This window comes from Pseudarthrobacter sp. alpha12b (genome assembly GCF_054130495.1).
In genome coordinates this window covers 3,420,354-3,446,985 of the sequence record NZ_CP196746.1, presented here as the reverse complement: position 1 = coordinate 3,446,985, position 26,632 = coordinate 3,420,354, and the positions used below count along the sequence as shown (strand labels likewise).

Annotated in this window: 22 protein-coding genes; 15 read left to right on the top strand and 7 right to left on the bottom strand. The window is 66.4% G+C overall.

Features of this window, described 5'->3' with window-relative positions:
- Positions 1–2: 2 nt before the first annotated feature.
- From ACTAQI_RS15870 to ACTAQI_RS15855, 4 genes are all read left to right on the top strand, one after another.
- Positions 3–992, top strand: a complete 990-nt coding sequence (locus tag ACTAQI_RS15870) for an ABC transporter permease (RefSeq protein WP_457947103.1) — start codon at positions 3–5, stop codon at positions 990–992.
- On the top strand, positions 989–3,187 hold the full coding sequence (locus ACTAQI_RS15865) for a dipeptide ABC transporter ATP-binding protein (protein WP_457947102.1): 2,199 nt from the start codon (positions 989–991) through the stop codon (positions 3,185–3,187). The genes ACTAQI_RS15870 and ACTAQI_RS15865 overlap by 4 nt, the downstream gene beginning before the upstream one ends.
- 49 nt (positions 3,188–3,236) lie before the next feature.
- The gene (locus ACTAQI_RS15860; protein WP_457947101.1) at positions 3,237–4,952 is read left to right on the top strand and encodes an ABC transporter family substrate-binding protein; all 1,716 of its coding nucleotides are present in this window, start codon (positions 3,237–3,239) and stop codon (positions 4,950–4,952) included.
- 104 nt (positions 4,953–5,056) lie between these two features.
- Entirely contained in the window at positions 5,057–6,130 is a 1,074-nt protein-coding gene (locus ACTAQI_RS15855) for a Gfo/Idh/MocA family protein (RefSeq protein WP_457947100.1), read from the top strand.
- Between the two features lie 104 nt (positions 6,131–6,234).
- Here the strand turns inward: ACTAQI_RS15855 and ald are convergent, their stop codons facing one another.
- Positions 6,235–7,353 carry an alanine dehydrogenase gene (ald, locus tag ACTAQI_RS15850; RefSeq protein WP_457947099.1) on the bottom strand — a complete coding sequence of 373 codons (1,119 nt, stop codon included), beginning with the start codon at positions 7,351–7,353 and terminating at the stop codon, positions 6,235–6,237.
- A gap of 234 nt (positions 7,354–7,587) precedes the next feature.
- Between ald and ACTAQI_RS15845 the strand changes: the two genes are divergently transcribed.
- Positions 7,588–8,808 (top strand): PucR family transcriptional regulator, encoded by a 1,221-nt coding sequence (locus ACTAQI_RS15845; RefSeq protein ID WP_457947098.1) that lies wholly within the window; start codon positions 7,588–7,590, stop codon positions 8,806–8,808.
- Here ACTAQI_RS15845 and ACTAQI_RS15840 read toward each other — a convergent pair.
- Genes ACTAQI_RS15840 through ptsP form a run of 3 tightly spaced genes read right to left on the bottom strand, consistent with a single transcriptional unit; the run spans position 8,771 to position 11,753 of the window.
- The gene (locus ACTAQI_RS15840; protein ID WP_457947097.1) at positions 8,771–9,589 is read right to left on the bottom strand and encodes an alpha/beta fold hydrolase; all 819 of its coding nucleotides are present in this window, start codon (positions 9,587–9,589) and stop codon (positions 8,771–8,773) included. The genes ACTAQI_RS15845 and ACTAQI_RS15840 overlap by 38 nt on opposite strands.
- Before the next feature lie 11 nt (positions 9,590–9,600).
- Entirely contained in the window at positions 9,601–10,023 is a 423-nt protein-coding gene (locus tag ACTAQI_RS15835; RefSeq protein ID WP_457947096.1) for a helix-turn-helix domain-containing protein, read from the bottom strand.
- A gap of 44 nt (positions 10,024–10,067) precedes the next feature.
- Positions 10,068–11,753 (bottom strand): phosphoenolpyruvate--protein phosphotransferase, encoded by a 1,686-nt coding sequence (gene ptsP / locus ACTAQI_RS15830; RefSeq protein WP_457947094.1) that lies wholly within the window; start codon positions 11,751–11,753, stop codon positions 10,068–10,070.
- Positions 11,754–11,913: 160 nt separating this feature from the next.
- Between ptsP and ACTAQI_RS15825 the strand changes: the two genes are divergently transcribed.
- From ACTAQI_RS15825 to ACTAQI_RS15800, 6 genes are all read left to right on the top strand, one after another.
- A complete protein-coding gene (locus ACTAQI_RS15825) occupies positions 11,914–12,642 on the top strand; it encodes a TetR/AcrR family transcriptional regulator (RefSeq protein WP_457947093.1) in 729 nt (242 codons plus the stop codon).
- Positions 12,643–12,729: 87 nt separating this feature from the next.
- Positions 12,730–14,787 (top strand): PTS mannitol transporter subunit IICBA, encoded by a 2,058-nt coding sequence (locus tag ACTAQI_RS15820; protein ID WP_457947092.1) that lies wholly within the window; start codon positions 12,730–12,732, stop codon positions 14,785–14,787.
- The gene (locus tag ACTAQI_RS15815) at positions 14,787–15,950 is read left to right on the top strand and encodes a mannitol-1-phosphate 5-dehydrogenase (protein WP_457947091.1); all 1,164 of its coding nucleotides are present in this window, start codon (positions 14,787–14,789) and stop codon (positions 15,948–15,950) included. The genes ACTAQI_RS15820 and ACTAQI_RS15815 overlap by 1 nt, the downstream gene beginning before the upstream one ends.
- 179 nt (positions 15,951–16,129) lie before the next feature.
- Positions 16,130–16,621, top strand: a complete 492-nt coding sequence (locus ACTAQI_RS15810; RefSeq protein WP_457951082.1) for an N-acetyltransferase family protein — start codon at positions 16,130–16,132, stop codon at positions 16,619–16,621.
- 41 nt (positions 16,622–16,662) lie between these two features.
- A complete protein-coding gene (locus ACTAQI_RS15805; RefSeq protein WP_457947089.1) occupies positions 16,663–17,103 on the top strand; it encodes a MarR family winged helix-turn-helix transcriptional regulator in 441 nt (146 codons plus the stop codon).
- Between the two features lie 28 nt (positions 17,104–17,131).
- Positions 17,132–18,358, top strand: coding sequence for an MFS transporter (locus ACTAQI_RS15800; protein WP_457947087.1), 1,227 nt, complete (start codon positions 17,132–17,134; stop codon positions 18,356–18,358).
- Positions 18,359–18,473: 115 nt separating this feature from the next.
- Here the strand turns inward: ACTAQI_RS15800 and ACTAQI_RS15795 are convergent, their stop codons facing one another.
- From ACTAQI_RS15795 to rraA, 3 genes are all read right to left on the bottom strand, one after another.
- Positions 18,474–19,910 carry a sugar porter family MFS transporter gene (locus ACTAQI_RS15795; RefSeq protein ID WP_457947086.1) on the bottom strand — a complete coding sequence of 479 codons (1,437 nt, stop codon included), beginning with the start codon at positions 19,908–19,910 and terminating at the stop codon, positions 18,474–18,476.
- 199 nt (positions 19,911–20,109) lie between these two features.
- Entirely contained in the window at positions 20,110–21,774 is a 1,665-nt protein-coding gene (locus ACTAQI_RS15790) for an MDR family MFS transporter (RefSeq protein ID WP_457947084.1), read from the bottom strand.
- A 98-nt stretch (positions 21,775–21,872) separates the two neighbouring features.
- Entirely contained in the window at positions 21,873–22,370 is a 498-nt protein-coding gene (gene rraA / locus ACTAQI_RS15785) for a ribonuclease E activity regulator RraA (RefSeq protein WP_457947082.1), read from the bottom strand.
- A gap of 118 nt (positions 22,371–22,488) precedes the next feature.
- Here rraA and ACTAQI_RS15780 point away from each other — a divergent pair, with 118 nt between their 5' ends.
- The 4 genes from ACTAQI_RS15780 (at position 22,489) to ACTAQI_RS15765 (ending at position 26,604) form a co-directional block, all read left to right on the top strand.
- Positions 22,489–23,772 (top strand): MFS transporter, encoded by a 1,284-nt coding sequence (locus tag ACTAQI_RS15780; protein WP_457947080.1) that lies wholly within the window; start codon positions 22,489–22,491, stop codon positions 23,770–23,772.
- A gap of 138 nt (positions 23,773–23,910) precedes the next feature.
- Positions 23,911–24,519: a TetR/AcrR family transcriptional regulator gene (locus ACTAQI_RS15775; RefSeq protein WP_457947078.1), complete on the top strand. Its 609-nt coding sequence runs from the start codon at positions 23,911–23,913 to the stop codon at positions 24,517–24,519.
- A gap of 287 nt (positions 24,520–24,806) precedes the next feature.
- Positions 24,807–26,006, top strand: a complete 1,200-nt coding sequence (locus ACTAQI_RS15770; protein WP_457947076.1) for an NAD(P)-dependent malic enzyme — start codon at positions 24,807–24,809, stop codon at positions 26,004–26,006.
- Positions 26,007–26,100: 94 nt separating this feature from the next.
- Positions 26,101–26,604 carry a DUF456 domain-containing protein gene (locus ACTAQI_RS15765; protein WP_457947075.1) on the top strand — a complete coding sequence of 168 codons (504 nt, stop codon included), beginning with the start codon at positions 26,101–26,103 and terminating at the stop codon, positions 26,602–26,604.
- Positions 26,605–26,632: the final 28 nt, after the last annotated feature.

Sequence of the window (26,632 nt, the reverse complement as noted above, 5' to 3'; positions counted from 1 at the left end):
CCATGACCAACCTGAACGCCGTTGACCCGGCAGCCGTGGCGCAGGACGCACACCTGGAAAATGCCGACGTCGTCATTGGCAAAACCACCATCATCTTTCGCCGTTTCCTGCGCAACAAGACCGCAGTGGCAGGCCTGGTCATCTTCCTTGCCCTCACCGTCTTCTCCTTCATCGGCGGGTTCTTCACCCAGTGGGACAAGGAAACCATCGACCCCTTCAACATCGGCATGCCGCCGTCCACCGACCACTACCTCGGCACGTCGCAGGCAGGAATCGACCTGTACGCCATGACCGTGGAGGGCACCAGGATCTCCATCCTGATCGGCCTGGTGGTGGGCCTGGTGTCGGTCCTGATCGCCGCCGTCTACGGCTGCACCATGGCCTACTTCGGCGGCAAGGTGGACAAGGTCATGCTGTTCATCCTGGAAGCGCTGATCATGATGCCGGCGCTCCTGGTGGTGGCTGTCGCCACCAGCGGCGGAGGTGCGGGCCTCAAACGGAACCTCCCCTCATGGCTGCTGCTGATCATCGTCCTGCTCGTGTTCAGCTGGATGGGTACCGCCCGGCTGATCCGGTCCATGTCCATGTCCCTCATGCAGCGCGACTTCGTCAAGGCGGCCCAGTACATGGGTGTCCCGCCGCGCCGGATCGTGTGGCGGCACCTGGTGCCGAACATCGGCTCGCTGCTGATCCTGGACATCACCCGTGGCGTCACCGCCGCGATCCTTGCCGAGGTTGCCTTTTCCTTCATCGGCATCGGCATCAAGGTCCCGGACGTGAGCTTGGGCGTGCTGATCGGGCAGGCCACCTCCCAGGTCTCAACCTTCCCGTGGATGTTCTGGGTGCCCCTGACCGTCATGTTCCTGCTGACCGGCTCCCTGGCCATGATGAACGACGGCCTGCGCGACGCCTTTGACCCCAGCTCCAGCTCCGCCGGAAAAGCCAAAAAGGCGAAAGCCCGGACAACCACCTTGGAAAAGAAGACGGCATGAGCAGCGAAACCACCACCGGAGCCACCGAACCCGCACGGCGGGACGTGGAGCGCCTGCATGTGGCGGGACTGCATTCCCCGGGCGACGCAGTCCTGTCCGTCCGGGACCTGAACGTCCGCTTCAACTCGGAGAACGGCGTGGTCCATGCAGTCAGGGGCGTCGACTTCGACCTGATGCCGGGCAAGACGCTGGGCATCGTGGGCGAATCGGGGTCCGGCAAGTCCGTCACCTCCCTGGCCATCATGGGACTCCTTCCGCCCACGGCCCAGGTCTCCGGCTCCGTCCGGCTCAAGGGCCGGGAACTGCTGGGACTGAGCGACAAGGCCATGTGCGAATACCGGGGCAACGAGCTTGCCATGGTCTTCCAGGACCCGCTCTCTTCCCTCACTCCGGTGTTCACCGTGGGCACCCAAATCATCGAAGCACTCACCATCCACAACCCCACGATGAGCCGGACGGCCAAAGAAGCCCGCGCCGTCGAGCTTCTGGCCATGGTGGGGATTCCGAGCCCCAAGGACAGGCTGAGGGCCTTCCCGCACGAATTCTCCGGCGGCATGCGGCAGCGCGTCATGATCGCCATCGCCATCGCCAACAATCCGCGCGTCCTGATCGCGGATGAGCCGACGACGGCCTTGGACGTCACCATCCAGGCCCAGGTTCTCGAGGTGCTCCACACGGCACAGGAGGAGACCGGCGCCGCCGTCGTCATGATCACGCACGACCTCGGCGTCGTGGCCGGCATGGCGGACGACATCATGGTCATGTACGCCGGCAAACCGGTGGAAACCGGTGCCGTGGATGACATCTACTACAACCCGCGGATGCCCTACACCATGGGCCTCCTCGGTGCCGTGCCCCGTGTGGATGTGGCCGAGAAGTCCTCGCTCGTTCCCATCGAGGGCATGCCGCCCAATCTGCTGCACACCCCCACCGGCTGCTCGTTCGCTCCCCGCTGCCCCCTTGTCTCTGACGCATGCCTGGACGGCGAACCCGCCCTGGCACTTGTCGCGGGCGCGGCCCTGCACCGGGCAGCCTGCATCAAGTCCGAGGCCCTCGGTGGATCCGTGGATGTGCACGATGTGTTCGCCGCCCCGCCGGTGCCCGTGTCCCGGTTCGACGCAATTCCCCGGGGCGAGCGGTCAACGGTGCTGCAGCTCAAGGACGTGCGGAAGCACTTCCCGCTGACCAAGGGCGCCCTCATCAAGCGGACCATCGGCACGGTCAAGGCAGTGGACGGCCTGAGCTTCGACATCCGCGAAGGTGAATGCTTCTCCATCGTGGGCGAATCGGGATCGGGAAAGACCACCACCCTCCTGGAAATCATGGAGTTCCATCCTGACCAGGACGGCGAGGTGGTGATCGGCGGCCTGAGCAACAAGCAGGCGGCCGACGCCAAAACCAAAGGCAAGATGCGGCGCGAACTCCAGATGGTGTTCCAGGACCCCACCGGTGCCCTGGACCCCCGGTTCACGGTCTATGAAGTCCTTGCCGAGCCCCTGCAGAACGCGGGCATGGACCGTGCGGCCATCAGGAAGCGGATCATGGAGCTGATGAAGCTCGTGGGCCTGCAGCCGGACCACGTCAACCGCTTCCCCAACCAGTTCTCCGGCGGCCAGCGCCAGCGGATCGGGATCGCCCGCGCGCTGGCCGTGAACCCCAAGCTGGTGGTCCTGGACGAGCCCGTCTCCGCCCTTGACGTGTCGGTCCAGGCCGGCGTCATCAACCTCCTGGACCACCTGCGCGCCGAACTGGGCCTGAGCTACCTGCTGGTGGCGCACGACCTCTCGGTGGTGCGGCACATCTCCAACCGCGTAGCGGTCATGTACCTGGGGAAGATCGTGGAGATCGGTGCCGTGGACCGGGTGTTCGGCAACCCCCGCCACCCCTATACCCGCGCGCTCCTCTCTGCGATCCCCGTGCCGGATCCGCAGCTGGAACGCACCCGCGAACGCATCATCCTCCAGGGCGACCTGCCCTCCCCGCTGCAGGCGCCCAAGGGTTGCAATTTTGCCACCCGTTGTCCTGTCTTCGCGGCGCTGCCGCCGGCCAAGCAGGAGAAGTGCCTCAGCCTGGAACCGCCCCTGGAACCGGCGGCATCCGCAACGGACCAGCAGTTCGCCTGTTTCTTCCCCGACGGGGAACTGGATGAGGACATGCTGGTGGTCCACGAACCGGCGGACAACCATGCGCCCTAGGATTTCTCGACCCACAAGCACCACCACTCGCACCAATGAAGGGAAAACCATGAGGAAACTGAACAGGATCGGCGGAGTCGCAGCAGTTGCTGCGGCCCTGGCGCTGACGGCCTGCGGCGGTGGCGGTGCCAGCGGCCCGGAGACAGCCAAGGGACAGGAGTCAGGAAGCGACCTGTCCAAGCTGATCAGCATCCACGAGAAGCCGGCAGCCGACCTTCAGCAGGGCGGCAAGGTCACCCTTGCGCTGGGCAACATCGGGCCCGACTTCAACGGGTTCTCCAACAACGGCAACAGCGCGGACAACTCCGCCCTGCAGGGTCCCATGAACCCCGTCGGAATGAACAGCGGCGGCATCGGCGGCTGCTGGAAGGTGGACTTCAAGGGCAAGGTCACGCCCAACACGGACTTCTGCGAGTCTGTGGACAGCGAAGTCAAGGACGGGAAGCAGACCATCACCATCAAGGTGAACCCCAAGGCCACCTACAATGACGGCACGCCCATCGACGTCAAAGCCTTCAAGAACACCTGGAACATCCTCAAGAGCCCGGATGCCGGCTACGACATCGTCAGCTCGGGCGCCTATGAGTTCGTTGACTCCGTCGAGGCAGGCAGCAGCGACAAGGAAGTCATCGTCAAGACCAGCCGTCCGGTCTTCCCGGTGGACTCGCTCTTCTTCGGACTCATCCACCCTGCCGTCAACACCCCTGAAATCTTTAACGAGGGCTTCAACGGCAACCTGCACCCCGAGTGGATGGCCGGTCCCTTCAAGCTCGACCAGTACGACACCGCTGCCAAGACCGTAACCCTGGTGCCGAATGACAAGTGGTGGGGCCAGAAGCCGGTCCTGGCCAACGTCACCTTCCGTCAGCTGGAAACCAGCGCCCAGATCGCCGCGTTCAAGAACGGCGAGATCGACGCCATGAACGCCAACACCATCTCCCTGTACAAGCAGCTGGACGGCACCAAGGACTCCGAGATCCGACGCGGCCAGCGTCTCTTCGCCGGTGGCCTGAACCTGAACGCCCAGCGCATCACCGACGTCAATGTCCGCAAGGCCATCTTCGCCGCAGTTGACCGCGAAGCCCTGCGCAAGGTCCGCTTCAACGGCCTGAACTGGGAAGAGCCCAGCTCCGGCTCCATGATGCTCCTGCCGTTCTCCGAGTACTACCAGGACAACTACCCGGTTAAGGAAACCGGCGCGGATGCCGCCAAGAAGGTCCTCACCGATGCCGGCTACACGGCCAACGCCAACGGCATCATGGAGAAGGACGGCAAGCCCGCCGCCTTCAAGATCAGCAACTTCGGTGACGACCCCACCACCCTGGCTGTCGCACAGACCCTGCAGAAGCAGCTCCAGGCCGGCGGCATGGACGTCGGAATTGACCAGCGCGCTTCCGCCGACTTCGGCAAGGTCCTGGGCAGCCGCGAATTCGACCTCAGCATCTCGGGCTACACCGTGGGCCCGGATGCCACCGACGCCGTCAAGCAGTACTACGACTCCAAGGTCAACGAGAACAAGCTGGGCGACGCCGACCTGGACAAGAAGATCGCCGACCTCGCCTCCATCGAGGACAACGCCGCCCGCAACAAGGCAGCCATGGACGTAGAGAAGGAGCACATGGCGAAGTACTACTCCATGGGCGTGGTCTTCAACGGCCCGCAGATCTCCTTCGTCCGCACCGGCCTGGCCAACTATGGTCCGTCCCTGTTCCAGAGCCTCTCGCAGGTTCCGGACTGGACCACCCTGGGCTGGGAAAAGAAGTAGCCTCCGCCCCTGCGGGCGCACCCGCGTAGTTCAAAGCCGGCACCCCTGGCCACCAGGGGTGCCGGCTTCTTTAACCACGCGGGACCGGGGGTAGCGTAGCTTCCATGACCGGAACTGAAGGCGACCCCCGCACCATCCGCACCGCCGTCGTCGGCTACGGGCTTGCCGGCAGCGTCTTCCACGCGCCGCTGCTGGCCGCCAACACCAGCTACTCCCTGGACGTCATTGCAACGTCCGACGCCGGGCGGCAGGCGGCTGCCTCATCCCGCCTTCCGGGAGCGGAGGTGGTGCGCGACGGCGCCGCCGTCCTTGAGCGGGCCGCTCACCTTGACCTTGTGGTCCTGGCCACGCCGCCAATGACCCACTACCCCCTGGCCAAGGCCGCATTGGAGGCGGGGCTGGACGTGGTGGTGGACAAGCCGTTCGCGGTCACCAGTGAGCAGGGACAGGAGCTGATTGACCTGGCGCGGCAGCTGGGCCGGGTGCTGACCGTGTTCCACAACCGCAGGTGGGACGGGGACTTCCTCACCCTCCGGAAGCTGCTGGCCGCCCAGGCCCTGGGCACGGTGACCCGGTTCGAGTCGCGGTTCGAGCGCTGGTCCCCGGTCATCGCCAAGGCCTGGAAGGCCCGCGCCACGGCTGCCGACGGTGGGGGCGTCCTGTTCGACCTGGGCAGCCACCTGATCGACCAGGCGCTGCAGCTGTTTGGTCCGGCCACCGTCCTCCACTCGGAACTGAAGGCGCGCCGGTCCGACGAGCGGGCGGAGGATGACGTCTTCCTGGTCCTCCGGCACGATGCAGGCGTGACCAGCCACCTGGCCATGAACATGCTGTGCGCCCAGCAGGGGCCCCGCTTCCGGGTGCTGGGCTCGATCGGCGGCTTCACCAAGAACGGCGCGGACCCGCAGGAGCCCTACCTTGCGGCCGGCGGCAGCCCCCTGGACGGGGACTACGGCGTGGAGGCACCCGAATGGGCGGGTGTCCTGGGCCGCGACGGCCACCTGGACCGCCTCCCCACCGAACGCGGCGCCTACCCCGAGTTCTACCGGATCCTGGCGGCGAAGATCCTCGACGGCGGAGCAGGGTCATCCCTGCCCCTCCCCGTAAACCCGGAGGGCGCAGTCGAGGTCCTGAGAATCATAGAAAAAGCCCGCGAACTGGCGTCGCACAGGAATTAACCGGCAACGCTGGACGTCAGACATCCGGCAGCGTGCGTCAAAGGCGACGAAGGAGCCAGCACGCAGAGGATGTCTGACGCCCAGCGCAGCGGGCGGCAGGGGGCCTAGGCCGAGACGAGCTCGTGCCAGTCGGCCACGAGGGGCAGGTTGTGGGCCTCGGACACGGAGTGGTGTGCCACGTGGCCGGCGGCGATGTTCAGGCCGGCAGCGAGGGCGGGGTCGCGGTCGAAGGCGGCCTTGACGCCCAGGTTGGCCAGGGACACGGCGTAGCGGAGGGTGACGTTGGTCAGCGCGTACGTGGAGGTGTTGGGTACGGCGCCGGGCATGTTGGCCACGCAGTAGAAGATGGTGTTGTGCACCTTGTACGTGGGTTCCTGGTGCGTGGTGGCGTGGGTGTCCTCGAAGCAGCCGCCCTGGTCCACGGCGATGTCCACCAGGACCGATCCGGGCTTCATCCGGGCCACGAGGTCGTTGGTGACCAGCTTGGGAGCCTTGGCGCCGGGGATCAGGACGGAGCCGATCACCAGGTCGGCGTCCACCACTGACTTTTCGATCTCGTACTTGTTGGAAGCAACGGTCTTCAGCCGGCCCTGGTACTGGGCGTCCAGTTCACGGAGGCGGTTGATGTTGATGTCCAGGATGGTGACGTCGGCACCCAGGCCCAGGGCCATGGCTGCGGCGTTGGTGCCGGCAACGCCGGCGCCCAGGACAACCACCTTTGCCGGGCGCACGCCGGGCACGCCGCCCAGCAGGACACCCTTGCCGCCGGCGGGGGCCATCAGGGAGGTGGCACCCACCTGGACGGACAGGCGGCCTGCGACCTCGGACATCGGGGCGAGCAGCGGCAGCGACCGGCCCTCCTGCACGGTTTCGTAGGCGATGGCGGTGACGCCGGAGTTGATGAGCTCAGTGGTGAGCTCCGGCTCGGCGGCGAGGTGCAGGTAGGTGAAGAGGATCAGGCCCTTGCGGAAGCGGTGGTACTCGGACTTGATGGGTTCCTTGACCTTCATCACCATGTCCGCGCGGGCCCAGACGTCGTCCGCCTCGTTGACGATCTCGGCGCCGGCGATCGAGTACTCCTCGTCGGTGATGCCCGAGCCCAGGCCGGCCCCGCGCTCTACCAGGACGGTGTGTCCGTGGGTGCGGAACTCGTGGACGCCGGCCGCGGTGATGGCCACGCGGAATTCGTTGTTCTTGATTTCTTTGGGGACGCCGATGATCATCGTCTGCTCCAGTTTTTGGGGCCGGTAGGCCGGGAAAGGCGGAAGGATTTTCGTGTTTCAACGATAAATCCCGCTGTGAGCCAGCTGACATGATGCGGCGCGGGACCGATCGTGGAAACCGCGTGATTCTGGGGTTTTTGGGTCTCTACGCTCGACACCTGTCGAGTGCTGGAGCGTCAGGTGTCGCCTCGTGTCCGTTCGTCCGCAGGGCTGCGCGGGCAGTAATGTTGGCCCATGCAGCAGCAGGGTGTGGAACAGCTCGTCGAACAGGTGGCGCAGAAGCTGGGCCGCGGCCTGTCCCTTGAGGACCTGGACGGCCTGCTGCTCGCCTACAGCTCCAACCAGTCCCACGCAGACCGGGTCCGGGTGAATTTCCTGTTGAGCAAGAAGGTCCCGGCGGACGTGAGCGCGTGGCAGCTCTCGCATGGGATCGCCACCGCCGTGCGGCCCGTTGTGGTTCCGGCCAATCCGGACCTGGGCATGCTGGGCCGGGTCTGCGTCCCGCTGATGGTGCGCGGCTTCCGCGTGGGGTACCTGTGGGTGCAGCAGGATTCCGCGGAGGAAAGCCCGACGGCGATCCTCACCCAGCTGCCGGGCGTCAACCACGAGCTTGAGCTGCTGTCCGGGCTCCTGCTCGACTCCAACACTGCCGAATCCGAATTCCGGCGGGGACGGGAGCGGGAATTCCTGTCCGCCTGTGCCGGTGAACCCAACGCGCTGGCTGCCGTGGCCGGTTGGAAGGAAGTCCAGGGCAGGGGGCCATGGCAGATGGTCACGGTACTGGACGCGGACGGCTGGGCCAGCGGCCCGGACCCCATCGCGTCAACCCTGATCCACCGGTCCACCGCGCTCCAGGCCACCGTGGGCGTGGACGCCGCCCTCTTCAGTGCCGGCACGGAAACGCATTCGGTGGTGCTGTTCCGCGAATCGACCGGCCGGGCCAACCACGCCCAGGTCCTGGTGCACTACCAGCTGGAGCTGGCCAAGCGCTCCGGCAGGCCGGTGCACCGGATCATCCTTGGCATCAGCGAGGGCTTCGCCAAGACCCGCCAGCTCTCCGAGGCCTACCGGCAGTCACGGATGGCGGCCCAGGCCGCCGCGGTGGACCCGCAGCTCGGCGAACTGGTGGACTGCAGGGCCACCGGCGTGTACCAGCTGCTCGCTTCCGCCGGGGGAGGGGTGGGTGCATGGGCCGACTCCGGGTCGGTGTACTTCCGGATGCTTGAGGACCATGACCGCAACGGCGAACTCATTCCCGTCCTGGAGCTGCTCTATGACAATGACGGTTCGGTCCAGGACGTAGCCACCAAACTCCACCTGCACCGCAGCAGCATCTACAACAGGCTGGGGCGGATCCGGCAGCTGCTGGGAGTGGACCCGCTCAAGGGGATGCCCCGGCTGGAACTGCACGCCGCCCTCAAGATGCGGCGGTGGGCAGCCCGGCCCAGGATTTGATGGCATCCGCCACCTGCCGCGGGCGCAGGTGCTGGGCCACATGTCCAGCGCGCTGGATCTCCACGAAGCTTCCCTCCGGCACCGCCTGCGAGAGCCGGAGCGACCAATCGGCGCCAGCCACCTGGTCGTGGTTGCCGCGCAGCACCAGGACGGGCACATTGATCCCGGCCAGCCTCTGCTCCGTGGGGTAGCCCATCATCACGGGTACCTCCGTGAAGTACCAGCGCGGCCCGCAGCGGAAGTAGTCCGAGAACACTATCCAGTTTGACCCGGCACTCTCCCTGAGGAGGGCGTCCAGGAAGAGCGCCAGGCCCTGCCGCTGGACGCTCCGGTACCGCGAGTCCACCACCGGCCCCATGAGCACCAGCCGTTGTGCGTGCCCCGGTGCGTAGAGCGCGGCCTCGATGGCGAACTGTACGCCCATGGAATGTCCCACCAGGATGTAGGAGCCAATACCGCTCGTCTTCAGCGCCTGGGCGATAAAGGCGCCGTAGTCTTCCACGGACAGCTGCCGCTCCGGCCTGGGTGTTCCGGCGAAGCCCGGCAGGTCCAGCGAATAGGTAGGGGCGACGGCGGCGAGTTCGCCGTGCAGGCGCCGAAGGTAGCGGTGGGAGACGCCGATGCCGTGGATGAGGATATAGGCGGGTGCCGCCGGGGCTCCGGCAGCGTCCGGCCCAGGGGCGGGTGTCCCGTCAGCCCATAGGATCCGGCCCTTGAGTCCGTGGGCTTCCACGTCGGCTGACCGCAGTCGCGGGTCCTTCCGGCCCTGCGGCCACGCCAAGCGGGTCCGCACTATTCGCCCGTGCCGGCGGTGTCCGCGGCGTTCTTTTCGCGCTTGCGCTTTTGTTCCGCCAGCTTCTGCTTTTCAAGCCAGCCCATAATGTCGGCTGTCCGGATCCGGCGGTGCGATCCGCGGTACTCCACGGGGATCTCACCGCGGTCCGTCATGTTGCGCAGGTAGGTGTGCGAGATTCCTGCCAGCTCGGCCGCCTGAGAGGTGGTCAGCATCTCCTCCACGCTGCTCACAGTCACCGTTTCGCCGCGGCCCAGCCTGGCGAGGAGATCCACGACGGCGTCCCTTGCCTGCCCGGGCAGGCGGTGGACGGTGCCGTCCACGAAGACGGTGATGTCATTGCTGTCCTCAAGGGCGCGCGTCAGGACGCGGGCCTCGCCGGCGGGCAGGCCGGCCGTGACGCGGGGGGCTATCAGTGCCATGGACGTAGCCTATCCCGGCCGCAGCGGGCCCGGCCGCGACTGCCTCAGAGCCCCAGTTCCTCCAGGACCGGAAGCTTCTCCCGCACCCAGGCCCGCGCCTCAGTGGCGCTCGGCGCGGAGAGGGCCAGCTTGGCCAGCTCCTGGGCTTCGGACAGGGTTACGGTCTTCAGCACTGCAGCCACGGCGGCCAGCGACCGCGCCGTCATGGACAGGGTGCTGACGCCAAGGCCGGTAAGGACGACGGCGAGGGCAGGATCGGCGGCAGCCTCACCACAGACGCCCACGGGCTTGTTGTGGCCTTCCGCGCGGGACCCTTCGACAGTCAGTCCAACAAGGCGCAGGACCGCAGGCTGCCACGGGGTGTTCAGGTTGGCCAGCGGGCCGAGTTGACGGTCGGCGGCCATGGCGTACTGCGTGAGGTCGTTGGTGCCCAGGCTTGCGAAGCCCACTTCGCGGAGGATGGCCTCGGCGGTGAGTGCTGCGGATGGGACCTCCACCATGACGCCGGGGGTCTTGATGCCGGCATCCGCACACATGGAGGCGAAGCGGGAGGCTTCTTCCGCCGTGGAGATCATGGGAGCCATGACCCAGACATCGGCCTGGGACTGCTGCTGGGCCAGGGCAATGGCTTCCAACTGCCGGTCAAGGACGCCGGGCGTGGTGAAGTCGGTGCGGTAGCCGCGGACGCCCAGGGCCGGGTTGGGCTCGGTGGAGTCGGTCAGGAACGGCAGCGGCTTATCCGCGCCGGCATCTAGGGTACGCAGCACCACCTTCTTGCCGGGGAAGGCATCAAAGACGCTCTTGTAGGCTGCCGCCTGCTCTTCGACGCTGGGTTCGGTATCGCGCTCAAGGAAGCAGAACTCGGTGCGGAACAGGCCCACGCCCTGGGCTCCCAGCTTCGCGGCCGCTTCGGCATCCTTGCCGCCGCCCACGTTGGCGAGCAGCGGCACCTCGTGGCCGTCCGCCGTCGCGCCCGTGCCGGTGAATTCAGCCAGCAGGGACGCCGTGGCTGCCCATGCTTCCGCTGTTGCCCGGAGGGATTCGTCCGGCTCGGAGGTGATGAGGCCGGCCGCACCGTCCACGTACACCTCGGTGCCGTCCGGAAGTTCATCAACACCCACGGCGGCAACCACTGCCGGCAGGCCGAGGGAGCGGGCGATGATGGCGGTGTGGGACTGGGGACCGCCGCCCGCGGTCACGAGCGCCAGGACCTTGTTCGGGTCAAGTGTTGCCGTATCCGCGGGGGCCAGGTCCTCCGCCACCAGGACGAACGGGGTGTTGGAGGCTGGGATGCCGGGTGCCGGCACGCCCCGCAGCGCCGCCACGATCCGGGCGCGCACGTCCAGGACATCCGTGGCGCGTTCGGCCATGTAGCCGCCCAGGTTGTGCAGCATCTCGGACACCGAGGAGCCGGATTCCCAGATGGCGCGTTCGGCGGAGGTGCCCCGGGCCACCAGTTTGGCCGCCCCCTTGATCAGCATGGTGTCCTTGGCCATCAGGGCAGTGGCCTCCAGGACGGCTTTGCCGTCGCCGGTGGCATGGGTGGCGCGGTCCTTCAGTTCGTCGTGCACGGCCTGCGCGGCCGCCTTGAGCGCTGCGGTGGCTTCTTCTGCAGTGGTGTCCGGGGCCAGCTGTTCACCGGCGGGAGGCTCACTGATCGGTTTAGGCATCTGCCGGACGGTGCCGATGACGCGGCCTGGGCTGACGCCTACTCCTGGGAAGTTCTGCACTGAAGGTCCTCATTCTCTGCCGGTAGACAGGCCCGCCAAGTTCTCCGGCGCCGTGCCGGGTCCGCCGGAGGACTGCTACGTCCAGGGCGGGAAACGTGCCTGAAAAAATTGTATGTGATTCAGTTCATATAGCAACGCTATAGGTGCTAGGGTAGCGGTTATGAGTTTGGATGGCCAGCTTCCCCCCAAAATGCGGCTGCTTCGTGCTGCCGCGGAACTGCTGGCAAAATCCGCGGGAGCTCCGGTTTCCACGCGCCAGATCACCCAGCTGGCAGGGGTGTCGGCTCCCACGCTGTACCACCACTTCGGTGACAAGGAAGGTTTGTTCGACGCCGTCGTCGCCGCAGGGTTTGAGGAATATGTCGCGGGCGAAAGGGATTTCGCCCCCTCCGGACAGCCGCTTGAGGACATTCGGAGAATGTGGGACAACCACGTCCAGTTCGGCCTGAACCAGCCCGAACTGTACTTGGTGATGTTCGGCAATATCCGCCCGGAGAGCCGGCCTGCCATCGTGGCAGACGCGGAGGCGCTCATGGAGGAGATGCTGAACAAGGCGGCGGTGGGGGGCCAGTTGAACGTGCAGCCCAGGGAGGCAGCCAGGTCCATCCTGGCCGCCAACGTGGGCGTGACGCTGATGCTGATTGCGGAGCCCGCTTCCGAACGCAACCTCGAATTGTCCACCATGACCCGGGACGCCATGATCTTCGCGGTGTCCGCCGAGCCCGCCAGCGGGCCGGCCCCGGGCGGCACCGGAAAGTCCTCGGTGGTGGTGGCAGCGATCGCCCTGAACGCCGCACTTCAGGCTTCGCACTCTGACCAGCTCTCCAGCTCGGAACTCAAGCTCTTCCTCGAATGGCTGCACCGGATCTCCACCAGCCCCGCCGGTTAGCCTCCAACCTCGTAATACCCAGCAGTTCGTCGTCGTAATCATCGGACCAATCCTGCGGAGCAGCAGGAATGACGGTTAGGAAATCACATGGCAACAGAGACAGTTGCAAAACCCCGCACCAGCGCGCGCGTGCACGTCCAAAAGTTCGGGACATTCCTGTCCGGCATGATCATGCCCAACATCGGTGCGTTTATCGCCTGGGGCATCATCACCGCCCTCTTCATCGAGAAGGGCTGGCTGCCCGTTCCGCAACTTGGTGGTTTCGGCGAGACCGGCGGCAAGCCCAACATCGGCCTGGTAGGCCCCATGATCACCTACCTCCTGCCGCTCCTGATCGGTTACACCGGCGGCAAGAACGTCTATGACGTCCGTGGCGGCGTGGTGGGAGCCATCGGCACCATGGGCGTGATCGTTGGTGCCGGCATCCCCATGTTCATCGGCGCCATGATCATGGGCCCGCTGGGCGGCTGGACCATGAAGAAGATCGACATGCTCTGGGACGGCAAGATCCGCCCCGGCTTCGAGATGCTGGTCAATAACTTCTCCGCCGGCATCTGGGGTGCATTGCTGGCCATGCTGGGCTTCTTCGGGATTTCACCGCTGGTGACGGCCTTCAGTGAAAAAGCCGGCGAGGTGGTGAAGTTCCTGGTCGACAACGGCCTCCTGCCGCTGACCAGCATCTTCATCGAGCCCGCCAAGGTGCTGTTCCTCAACAACGCCATCAACCACGGTGTGCTGACCCCGCTGGGTGTCCAGCAGTCGCTGGACCAGGGCAAGTCCATCCTGTTCCTGCTCGAAGCCAACCCCGGTCCCGGCCTGGGCATCCTGCTGGCCTACATGTTCTTCGGCCGCGGTGCCGCCAAAGCGTCGGCCCCCGGTGCTGCGATCATCCACTTCCTGGGTGGCATCCACGAGATCTACTTCCCGTACGTGCTGATGCGCCCGCTGCTGATCCTGGCGGCCATCGCGGGCGGCATGACCGGCATCGCCACCCTGGCCGTCACCGGTGCAGGCCTTGTTGCTCCCGCAGCCCCGGGATCCATCCTCGCCGTGCTGGCCCAGACGTCCCGCGACAGCTACCTGGGCGTGATCCTGTCGGTGGTGCTCGCTGCCACGGCGTCCTTCCTGGTGGCCTCGGTCATCATGAAGACCACCAAGCACAGCGACGAGGACGACCTGAGCGCAGCCACCTCCAGGATGGAGGGCATGAAGGGCAAGAAGAGCTCTGTGTCCTCCCACCTGACCGGTGCAGGTGCCGGAACTGCTGCAGGCGCGGCGGCGGGCCGCGGCGGAGTTGGCGTCCTGGCCGGTCCCGTGCGCAACATCGTCTTTGCGTGCGACGCCGGCATGGGCTCCAGCGCCATGGGTGCCTCGGTGCTGCGGAACAAGATCAAGGCGGCCGGCTTCCCGGACGTCAAGGTCACCAACGCCTCCATCGCCAACCTCAGTGATACCTACGACGTTGTGGTCACCCACCAGGACCTGACCGAACGGGCCAAGCCGGCCACGTCCAGCGCCGTCCACTACTCGGTGGACAACTTCATGAGCAGCCCGCGCTACGAGGAGATCGTGGACCTGGTCCGCGAGAGCAACACCGAGGGCGGAACGTCTGACGCCGGCACCACCCACGGTGCCCACGCCGCCGATGCCCCGGTGGACGCAGCGCCTGCCGCAGCCGGTGCAGCCGCAGCCGGAGCCCCGGCGAACGGAAGCGCCGACATCCTGGCCCGCGAGAGCGTGGTCATGCGAGGCTCCGCCACCACCCGCGACGCCGCCATTGACGAGGCCGGCCGGCTCCTGCTGGCCCGCGGTGCCGTGGATGAGGGCTACATCGCCGCCATGCATGAACGGGAAGAGTCCGTGTCCACCTACATGGGCAGCTTCCTCGCCATCCCGCACGGCACCAACGCGGCAAAGGACCACATCCGCAAATCGGCAGTGTCCGTCATCCGCTACCCGGAAGGCATCGACTGGAACGGCAAGCAGGTGAAGTTCGTGGTGGGCGTCGCCGGCATCAACAACGAGCACCTGCACATCCTGTCCTCCATCGCCAAGGTCTTCACGAACAAGGAACAGGTGGCCCGGCTCGAGGCCGCCACGTCCGAGGATGAAGTCCTGGAGCTCTTCGGAAAGGTCAACGCATAGTGAAGGCAGTACATTTTGGGGCCGGCAACATCGGCCGTGGCTTCGTAGGGCTGCTCCTGCACGACGCCGGCTACGAAGTGGTGTTCGCGGACGTGGCCGAGGACCTGATCAACAGGCTCAAGGAAGCGGACAGCTACGCCGTGCACGAGGTGGGGGAGAACCCCGCCGTGCGGACCGTGGACAACTTCCGGGCGCTGAACTCCAACGCCCAGGAAGCGGAACTGGTCTCCGAGATCGCCACGGCGGACATCGTCACCACCGCGGTGGGTCCGCACATCCTGAAGTTCGTGGCGCCGGTGATCGCCAAGGGCATCGTTGCGAGGGAGCCCGGCCGGGCGCCCCTGCAGGTGATGGCCTGTGAGAACGCCATCAACGCCACGGACATCCTTGCCAAGGAGGTGGCCGCCCAGCCGGGGGTCACCGCCGCAGTGCTCGACGGCAAGGCAGTGTTCGCCAACACCGCCGTTGACCGGATCGTGCCCAACCAGGAGGCGGGCCAGGGCCTGGACGTCACGGTGGAGACCTTTTACGAGTGGGTCATCGACCGCACCGCCTTCGGTGACGCCGCTCCGGTAATCCCCGGCGCAACCTTCGTGGATGACCTCTCGCCCTACATCGAGCGGAAGCTGTTCACCGTGAACACCGGCCACGCCTCGGCAGCGTACTTCGGGTTCGAGGCAGGCCTGGAGAAGATCTCCGATGCCATGGCGGACCAGGATGTGGCGGAGGATGTCCGGGCCGTGCTGGAGGAAACCAAGCAGCTCCTGGTGGCCAAGCACGGGTTCAGCAACGACGAGCAGGAAGCCTATGTCCAGAAGATCCTGGTCAGGTTCTCCAACCCGTACCTGCCGGACACCGTCAACCGCGTGGGCCGGGCTCCGCTGCGGAAGCTGAGCCGGCACGAGCGGTTCATCGGTCCGGCCGCGGAACTCGCTGAACGCGGCGTGGTGCCGGAGGCCCTGCTCGGTGCCATCGCCGCAGCGCTCCGGTTCAACGACCCCGCCGATGCCGAGGCCACCGAGCTGGCAGGCATCCTGGGATCGGCCAGCCCCACCGATGCCACCGAAAGGATCACCGGGCTGGCGCCTGGCCACCCGCTGTTCGCCGCCGTTGCCACCCTTGTGGAGGAGCGGCAGGCGGAAATGGCGGGCACCCGCGCCTGACGCGTCCCCTGGCACGCACCATCACGTCCTGCAGCCCCTGACCCAACGCTCCATCAGATCCTGCAGGAATTCCGGCAACGCGCCATCACAACGACGCCGGCACTTACCCAAGTGCCGGCGTCGTGCTGTAGCTGTGCCAAGCTGGGCAGGTGATCCCTCCCGCAGATGCCGCGCCCGCTTTGCTTACTGCCCACGTCGACGGCGGGACGTTCCGCCTCCGCCATGCCACCCGCGCGGACCTGCCCGCCATGGTGCGGCTGCTGGCTGATGACGCCATGGGTGCCGGGCGCGAGTACGGCGCGGACATGCAGCCCTACGAGCGGGCCTTTGACGCGATCGAGGCCGACCCCTCCCACCTGCTGGTGGTGGGCGAGCTGGTGCCGCCCGGCGAAAAGTCCGGAGCGGTGGTTGCCACCTTCCAGCTGAGCTTCCTGCCGGGAATTTCCAGGCACGGAGCATGGCGCTCGCAACTCGAGGGCGTCCGGGTGGCAGGGTCCCTTCGCGGGCAGGGTATCGGCAAGCTGATGGTGGGCTGGGCAGTCGGGGAGTCCCGGCGCCGCGGCTGCACCCTCATGCAGCTGACCACGCATCAAAGCCGTGCCGCAGCGCGTCGGTTCTACGAACAGCTGGGGTTTGAGGCCAGCCACGTGGGCATGAAGCTGGCGCTGTAACCCTTGACTGTTAGGTACCCTAAATGTTAGGGTACCTAACGATGAATACCAGCGATCCCCAGCTGCAGGAACTTGCCACCGGGTTCCGCGAAGCCCTCCGCCACAGCGTGTACCTGGTCCGTCGCCTCGACGCGGACGGCGAACTCAGCGCCGCCCAGCTCAGCACCCTCAAAATGCTGCTCGGCGAAGGCCAGCGCGTCGGCGAAATCGCCCGGAACCTGGGTGTCCGGGTGCCCAGCGCAACGGAACAGATCATCAAGCTCGAACGCGCGGGCCTTGCCCGGCGTGAGCCTGACCCCGCCGATTCGCGCGCCGTCCGGGTGATCCTCACCCCCGAAGGGCGGGCCGCCGTCGACTCCGCGAACAAGCGCCGCAACCAGGTGATGGCCGAAATCCTCAGCACGCTCACCGACCAGGACCGCAAAGCCCTGGCGGAGGCCCTGCCCGTGATCGACAAAATCAATGCATCCCTCCAGAACTGAACCAGCCTCGAATTTAGGAGTACCCTCCATGGACGGCCAGCTCGCAGAAACCCTGCCGGCACCAGAAGCAACCTTGAAGGCCGAAAAGGCCTCATTCCTCAAGCAGCCAAAGGCGGTATGGGCCACCGCCCTCGCCGCAGTGTTCGCCTTCATGGGCATCGGCCTGGTGGATCCCATCCTCCCGGCCATCGCCACCAACCTGGACGCAAGCCCCAGCCAGGTGTCCCTGCTGTTCACCAGCTACTTCCTGGTCACCGCGCTGGCCATGCTGATCACGGGATTTGTCTCCTCCCGTATCGGCGGCAAGCGGACGCTGCTGATCGGCCTGGCCGTCATCGTGGTCTTCTCCTCGTTGTCCGGCCTGTCCGCCAGCGTCGGTGAGCTGGTGGGTTTCCGCGCCGGCTGGGGCCTGGGCAACGCCCTCTTCGTGGCCACGGCGCTCGCCGTGATCGTGGGCGTGGCCAGCGGCGGCGCCGGTACCGCCATCATCCTTTACGAAGCCGCCCTGGGCCTGGGCATCTCCCTCGGCCCCCTCCTTGGCGCCCTCCTGGGCGGCTGGCAGTGGCGCGCACCGTTCTTCGGCACCGCGGTCCTGATGGCCGCCGCCTTCATCGCTCTGATCGCACTGCTGCCCACGACGCCGCTGCCTGAGCGGAAGGTGCGGCTGCGCGACCCCCTGCTGGCGTTGGGCCACAAGGGACTGCGGACGACGGCGGCAAGCGGCTTGTTCTACAACTACGGCTTCTTCACCATCCTGGCTTTCACCCCGTTCATCCTGGGCATGGACGCGTACGGCATTGGCGGCGTCTTCTTCGGCTGGGGTGTGGCAGTGGCGGTCTTCTCCGTTTTCGTGGCGCCGCCCCTGCAAGCCCGCTTCGGTGCCGTCAAGGTCCTGACCGGAACGCTGTTCCTGCTCATGCTGGACCTGGCCGGGCTGGGCCTGGCGGCGGGGCACTCGGTGCCTGTCGTCGTCGTACTGGTCATCGCTGCCGGTGCGCTGCTGGGAGTCAACAACACCATCTACACCGAACTGGCCATGGGTGTCTCCGATTCGCCGCGGCCTGTGGCATCCTCCGGCTACAACTTTGTCCGCTGGATGGGTGGCGCACTGGCCCCGTTCGCGGCTGCACAGCTCGGTGAGCACTTTGGCCCGCAGGTTCCGTTCTTTGCGGGCGCAGCGGCCATGGTGGTGGCCATCCTGATCGCGTTCGGCGGCCGCGCCTACCTGTCCTCACACGAACCGCACGTCGTGTAAGCGCTGAGTACCGGCAACAAGAAACCCTCCATCACGCCAGGTGATGGAGGGTTTGTTGTTTTCCTGCGAAAGCTGATGGGGCGTTCGGGGAAAAGACGCCAAAAGTGATGGGGCGTTACTTGGCGGAGCCCTTCGGCACGAACAGCGTCTCCGCCTGCTCCAGGGACATCCCGTTGGTCTCCGGCACCTTGAACATGACAAAGAAGAAGGACGCGGCAGCGAACAGGGCGTACATGGCGTACGTCAGCGGCAGCGAGCCGGCGGCCATCACCGGGAAGCTGAGGGTGATCGCGAAGTTGGCCACCCACTGCGCGGCAGCGGCCAGGCCCAGGGCCCGGGCGCGGATTCTGGACGGGAAGATCTCGCCCAGGAGCACCCACACCAGCGGCCCCCAGGACGCGCCGAAGCTGATCACGAACACGTTGGCTGCCACCAGCGCCACCGGACCCCAGGCGCCCGGCAGGGTGATGTTCTCGCCGCTGCCCGTTGCCGAGGAGAACGCGAGGGCCATGGCGCCCAGGGACACGGCCATGCCCACGGATCCGGTCAGCAGGATGGGCCGGCGGCCCACGCGGTCCACCAGGGCGATGGCCACCAGGGTGACCAGGATGTTGGTGACGGCCGTTGCCACCGAGATGGCCAGGGAGTCTTTCTCCTGGAACCCCACAGCCTTCCACAGGGTGGTGGAGTAGTAGAAGATCACGTTGATCCCCACGAACTGCTGCAGCACGGACAGGATGATGCCCACCCAGACCACGGCCTGCAAACCAAAGGACTTGCCGCGGAGGGAGCCCTTTTGCCCGGCCAGCTTGTCTTCCTCGATGGCTTCCCGGATGTCGCGGATGTGCCGGTCGGTGTCCTCGGAAGGCGCAATCGAATCGAAGACCTTGCGGGCCTGGTCCTCTTTGCCCTGGAAAACCAGGAAGCGCGGGGATTCCGGCAGGGTGAAGGCCACCCAGCCGTAGACGACGGCCGGGACGGCGGCGGCAAGGAACATCCACCGCCACGCTTCGATACCGAGCCAGAACGACTGGTCTGCACCGCCGGCAGTAGTGGCCAGCAGCGCATCGGAGAGCAGGGCTGCGAAGATACCGGTGGTGATGGCCAGCTGCTGCAGGGAGGCCAGGCGTCCCCGGACCTTTCGCGGGGAGATCTCAGAGATGTAAGCGGGGGCGATCACGGACGCCAGGCCGATGCCCAGGCCGCCCACCAGGCGCCAGAAGATCAGGTCCCAGACGCCGAAGCAGAAGCCCGTGCCGACGGCGCTGACCAGGAAGAGCAGGGCGCCAAGCTTCATCGCGGGAATACGGCCGTGGCGGTCGGCCACCTTGCCGGCCAGGAAGGCCCCGGCGGCGCAGCCCAGCAGGGCGATGGCAACGGCGAAGCCTGTCACGGCCTCGGACAGGGCGAATTCTTCCTTCATGGCGTCCACGGCGCCGTTGACCACGGATGAGTCGAAGCCGAAGAGGAATCCACCCACCGCCCCCGCGAGCGCCAGCCAGATCACCCGCCGCGGTATCCCGGTGGTTGTCTGCTCCTGTGCAGTGGGCATGGTTCTCCCTGGTTTTGGGGGTTTATGGATGCGGTGCGGACGTCGTCGGCTGCGGTACCGGCCAAAAGGGCCGGCGCACACGCGCTAAACAGTGTGGCACGTCACCGCCCGAGGTTCCACTTGGGCCCTCTTGCCCCTCAACGCCAAACGACGACGGCGGGCCGTGCCGCCGTCGTCGTTTGTTCCTTGCGCCTCCGTATTAGTGCGCCGGAATCTGCATGCTGTCCTTGTCCTGCGGGGATGCCTTCTGGTCGGTCAGCTTCTTCCGGGGAAGGGCGAAGCTGATGAGGAACGCCAGCCCTGTGAGGGCTGCCGCGGTCAGCATCACGGTGTCGATGGAGGTGGCGAAGCCTTCGGTAATGGGCCTGGTGAGCGTGCTGTTGGCGGTGTGCAGCCAGCTGGTGTCGTTCAGGGAGTCGTTCGATGCGCCGTTCTTGAAGAAGTCATACAGCTTGGCATTGGCCGGGTCCGACGCGACGGCCGGGTCCTTCAGGACTGCCAGGTAGGCAGGATCCGTGGCGGCGGACTTCATGCCGTCCGCAATCCGGCCGGCAGCGAGGCTGAAGAGCATGGAGATGAAGACGGCGGTGCCCACGGCGCCGCCCATGGAGCGGAAGAACGCTGCCGAGGAGGTTCCCACGCCCATGTCCCGCGGCGGTACCGAGGTCTGCATGGCCAGGGTGAGCGGCTGCATGCAGAAGCCCAGGCCGACGCCGAAGAACACCGCGATCAGGCCCGGCACCCACAGTTCGGTGTCCACTCCCAGCGAGAAGCCCATCACCAGGGCGGCCGCCGTCAGGATGCCGGTGCCCATGATGGGGAAGATGCGGAACGTGCCGGAGGCGGAAATGGTGCGGCCGGCCGTAATGGAACCGAACAGGATGCCCACGGTGAAGGTAATCATCATCAGGCCTGCCTCGGTGGGGGTGAGTCCCTTCACCAGCTGGAGGTACATCGGGAGCATGGCGATGGCGCCGAACATCCCGATGCCGATGATGAAGTTCAGCAGCGAGGACAGCCCGAACGTGACGTTGTGGAAGAGCCGCAGGGGGATCAGCGCGTAGTCGCCGGCACGCTTTTCCGCCAGCAGGAACCAGGCGATGCCCACCACGCCCAGGCCGTAGCAGAGGAAGGAGTTCAGGGACGTCCAGCCCCAGGTGCGGCCCTGTTCGGCCACCAGGAGGAGCGGAACGATGGCCACGGTAATGGCGGCGGCGCCCCAGTAGTCGATCTTTTGCTTCAGGTGCTTGGCGGGCAGGTGCAGGAACAGGAACACCACCGTAAGGGCGGCGAGGCCAATGGGGATGTTGATGAAGAAGACCCAGCGCCAGCCGTCAAAGCCCAGGATGTTCGCGGAACCGGCGAACGCACCGCCCACCACCGGGCCCAGGACCGAGGAGATGCCGAACACTGACATGAAGTAGCCCTGGAACTTGGCGCGGTCCTTGAGCGAGACGATGTCGCCGATGATGGTCAGCGCGAGGGCCAGCAGGCCGCCGGCGCCCAGGCCCTGGATGCCACGGGCAACAGCGAGTTCGGTCATCGAGTGGACCGAGCCGGCGTAGAGCGAGCCCACCAGGAAGACGATGATGGCCGTCAGGTACAGCGGGCGGCGGCCGAAGATGTCGCTCAGCTTGCCGTACAGCGGGGTGCTGACGGTGGACGTGATCAGGTATGCCGTGGTGGCCCACGCCTGCAGGGAGAGCCCGTCGAGGTCGTTGGCGATGGTGTAGATGGACGTGGAGACGATGGTCTGGTCAAGGGATGCCAGGAACATGCCCAGCATCAGGCCCACCATGACGGTGACGATCTGGCGTTGCGTCAGGGCTTCTCCGACGCCTGGCGCGGCAGTGGCTTTGGACATGGGTGCTCCAAGGGGAAGAAAAGGATATAAGCAGCGATAGTTGCTTTCAGTAACTATCTTACTGGTTCTTTCTATTCCCCGCCCCGCGTATTTTCCTGCTACGGCTCCACGAGGATGCCATCCGGGTCGCACCAGACGGTGGCTCCGGGGCGGAAGGTCACGCCGTCGATCACCACGTCCACGTCGACCTCGCCCGCCCCGGCCTTTTGGCTCTTCCTGGGGTTGCTGCCGAGGGCTTTGACGCCGAGGTCCAGTTCCTCGATTGCCAGCCGGTCGCGGATGGCGCCATTGATGACGACGCCGGCCCAGCCATTGGCCACGGCGCTTTCGGCGATCATGTCCCCCATCAGGGCAGTGCCCAGCGATCCGCCGCCGTCCACCACCAGGACCGCACCGTTCCCGGGCGAGCCGAGCGTGGACTTCACCAGGGCGTTGTCCTGGAAGCAGCGGATGGTCCGGACCGGGCCGCTGAAGTGGGAGCGTCCGCCCAGGGACTGGAACTGCAGGGACACCGATGCCAGTTCGTCACCGCGCTCGTCATAGAGATCGGCGGTGTTCACGGCCGGAGCGGATCCGTTTCCTGCTGTTGTGGTCACGTGGCTCTCCTCGCATTGTGGTGGATTGTGCACCTCCGGCGCCTGCCGCAGGGCGGCGCGTTACCGCCCACGATAGTCTGATCACACCGCCAACCGGCCGCACTAGGGGGAGCACGCCATGAGTCTGTCCAACACGCCCGCGCCGGACGGCACTTCCGCAGGCACAACCACGACGGCGGCGCTCGCCGAGCCGGTGGAAAAGGTCACCGCCCGCTGGGTGACCGGCCTGGTGCTGGTGAACGTGGGCATCAACGCAGCGTTTTTCGGCCCCATCAACGTCTTCATCGGCCAGCAGGCCATCAGCATCGACGCACCAGCCAAGGAAGCCATCCTTTCCCTGGTCACGGCCTGCGGGGCGGCCGTCTCCCTGGTGGCCAACCCTCTCTTTGGCGCCTTGTCCGACCGGACCACGTCACGCTTCGGGCGGCGGGCGCCGTGGGTTCTGGCCGGGGCTGTCCTGGCCACCGCGGGGCTGCTGGCCATGTCCTTCTCCGTTGCGGTGGCGCTGATGGTGCTTTTCTGGTGCCTGGTGCAGCTTGGCGCAAACGCCGCCTATGCTGCCATCACCGCCGCCGTCCCGGACCGGGTGCCCGTCATCCAACGCGGGGGAGTGGGCGGGCTGGCTGCGATGGGCCAGACCCTTGGCATCCTCACGGGGGCCGTTTTCGGGGCAGTGGTCTCCGGAAGCTTCATGGTGGGCTATTGGCTTTGTGCGGCCGCGCTGCTGCTGTCCGTGCTGCCGTACCTGTTCCATCCGAACGACCCCGCCCTGCCCCGGAAAGAACTTGTGGCGTTCCGGCCGCGCACTTTTGTCCGCGGCTTCTACATCAGCCCACGGCGCTACCCGGACTTCGCCTGGGCCTGGCTCACCCGATTCCTGGTCAACGTGGGCAACCAGCTGACCATCGTCTACCTGCTCTTCTTCCTGCGGGACATCATCCACCACGAGGATCCCGCTGCGGGCGTGCTGGTCCTGACCGGCATCTACGCGGTGATGGTGATGGTCACTGCGGTGCTTGCCGGCCCCTGGAGCGACCGGGTGGGCAGGCGGAAGCCGTTCGTCATCGGGTCCTCCGCCACCATCGCCATGGCCGGCGCCATCATGGCGTTCTTCCCCGTGTGGCCCGGCGCGCTCGCCGGTGCCGCTGTCCTGGGCGTCGGGTTCGGCGCCTACCTGGCCGTGGACTTTGCGCTCCTGACCCAGGTCCTGCCGTTCGCCGTCAGCCGGGGCAAGGACATGGGGGTCATCAACGTGGCCAACTCGCTGCCGCAGGTGGTTGCTCCGGCCCTGGCGCTGCTGGCCGTGAATTACTGGGGCGGCTACCGGACGCTGTTCCTGACTGCAGCCGGCATAGGACTGCTGGGTGCCGTCTTCGTGGTGAAAATCAAGGGCGTCGACTGAGCTCCGGGGCACCTGAAGATAAGGCCGCTGACTAATTAGGGCACGGACCTGTGCCGTATAGTTGAACCGGGCTGCAGGGCGGTACGGAAGTGGGGGCGCTCCTGGCCGCAGTCCCTTCGACACAACCCCGGAATGCTGATGCCCGAGACTTTTTCAGACCATCCGCCCATGGCCGCCAGGCCTTCCGCTCCACGCCAGCGCCTCCGCTACGCACGGATCCTGGACACCGCGGCAGGGTTTGCCCGAACGGGACTTGATGCAGTGGAACTCTCCCAGGTCGCAGAAAAAGCAGACGTGCCGCTGGGCACGCTCTACCGGTACTTTCCGTCCCCCACCCACCTGATGCTGGCGCTGTACCGGCAGCAGCTGGATGAGCTGCAGGCCGGCTCCCGCGGCTCCTCCCCGCGCTTCCGGGGCCGTGCGCTCTCCAGCCTGCTCATGGAGATCTTCCACATGCGCGTCATGCAGCCGGCCGTGGAGCAGTGCCTCAGCCGGGGCGTGTACCTCCCGGAAAAGGACACCACGGAGCTCCTGCGGGAGATTGACGCGCTCAGCGAGAAGCTCGTGGCCGACGCCTGCGGCGATGCCGTGGGAGCAAGGGTCCTCCTCCTGACGGTCACTGGTCTGGTCCAGTCCGTGCGGAACCGCCGGCTTTCCCTCTTCGAAGCCGAGGAAGACCTGAAAAAGGCGTGCGGACGGTTGTCCCCGGCAGCGGAATCCGGGTTAACAGTTGGGCGATCCGCGTAATTGGTCTAGACCAATGAAGGATTAAATCCGCCATAATCACGTGATGCGCACCACAAAAGTCTTTGCTTAAACGTTTTGGCAAGCGCTGAAGCTGTCAAGAGGCGTCAAAAGGCACACTTCAGGCTGCCTACCATGGAGACACCGGAGCGGCAGGGCGGAAACATCCCCGGCGTTCCCACGGACCCGCCACCCCTGGGTTTCCTGTCGCACTACTTTCCCTGCTTGGGCCCGGCCGGGCTCCAGCCCCATGTGCCGTGCGCCCACGGCAAGCACCAGGAGACAACGACGTGTCCATTGACGCATTCACCGCCACCGACAACTCAGCAGCCACGGCCCTGACCGAAGACGAAATCTTCGGCGCCCACCAGGGCGGCAAGCTGTCCGTCACCAGCACGGTTCCCCTGTCCAACAAGCGGGACCTGTCCATCGCCTACACCCCGGGTGTGGCCGAGGTCAGCCGCGCCATCCACGCCAGGCCCGAACTCGCCCGCACGCTGACCTGGGCCGAGCGCCTGGTGGTTGTTGTCAGCGATGGCACAGCCGTCCTGGGCCTGGGCAACATCGGTGCCAGCGCCTCGCTGCCCGTCATGGAAGGCAAGTCCGCCCTCTTCAAGACCTTCGGCGACCTTGACTCCATCCCGCTGGTCCTCAACACCACCGACGTGGACGAGATCGTGGAAACCCTGGTCCGCCTGCGCCCCAGCTTCGGCGCCGTGAACCTTGAGGACATCTCAGCCCCGCGCTGCTTCGAGCTTGAGGAAAAGCTGATCGAAGCACTGGACTGCCCCGTCATGCATGACGACCAGCACGGCACCGCCGTGGTTGCGCTTGCAGCCCTGACCAACGCCGCCAAGGTAACCGGGCGCGGCCTGGAAGAGCTGAAGGTAGTGGTGTCCGGCGCAGGCGCGGCAGGGATCGCCGTCGCCGAAATACTGCTCGCAGCCGGCATCACCGACGTCGTGCTGCTCGATTCCCGGGGCGTCATCAACAGCGACCGGCCCGACCTCGCCGCCAGCCCCGCGGGCAAGAAGGCAGACATTGCCGGCCGCAGCAACCCCCGCGGCGTCACCGGCGGTCCGGCTGAAGCCCTGGCCGGCGCGGACGTCTTCATCGGTGTGTCCTCTTCCAAGCTGGATGAGGCACACCTGGCGTCGATGAACAAGGACGCCATCGTGTTCGCACTGTCCAACCCGGACCCCGAAGTCCTGCCCGAGGTTGCCGTGAAGTACGCCGCCGTGGTGGCCACGGGCCGCAGCGACTTCCCCAACCAGATCAACAACGTCCTGGCGTTCCCGGGCATCTTCCGCGGTGCACTCGATGCCGGTGCCCGCCGCATCACCCCGGCCATGAAGCTTGCAGCGGCGCGCGCCATCGCCGAGCTTGCGGCGGAGGACCTTTCGGCCGACTACATCGTCCCCAGCCCGCTGGACCCGCGGGTGGCTCCCGCGGTCACCGCTGCCGTGGCCGCGGCGGTGGAGGCGGAGTAGCACTCCTTGCCGGGAAACCACGACGGCGGTGCCTCCTCCAGCTGAAGGAGGCACCGCCGTCGGGCGTTAAGGACCGGCCCCTAGACTGGGGACCATGAGCTCCGAGACCGTGGTGACCATCCTGTGCGGCCTGGCGATCCTGGTGGGGGTGGCCGGCACCATCATCCCCGTCCTGCCCGGCAGCGTCCTTATCGGCATCAGCCTGCTGGCATGGGCCATCTGGGGCGGCGCCGGGACGGCGGGATGGGTGGTCTTCGCGGTGGCCATGATCTTCGTCGCCGCGGGGATGACGGCAGGCGCCGTCCTCACGGGCAGGAAACTCAAGCAGCACGCCATCCCCAGCCGCAGCATTCTGGTTGCCCTGGTGGCGGGCGTGGTGGGCATGTTCATCATCCCGGTGGTGGGCCTCTTTGTTGGCTTCGCCGGTGGACTGCTGGCGAGTGAATTTTTCCGGACGCGGAACTTCCCGCTCGCCGCGAGGTCCAGCTGGGCGGCCCTGAAGGCCACGGGCTTGGGAATGCTTGCCGAATTCGGGCTCGCCTGCCTTGCCGCCAGCACCTGGGTGATCGGTGTGTGGATAGCCGCCGTCAACGGGTGAAGCCATTGCACCCGTGCCGGTCCGCGGG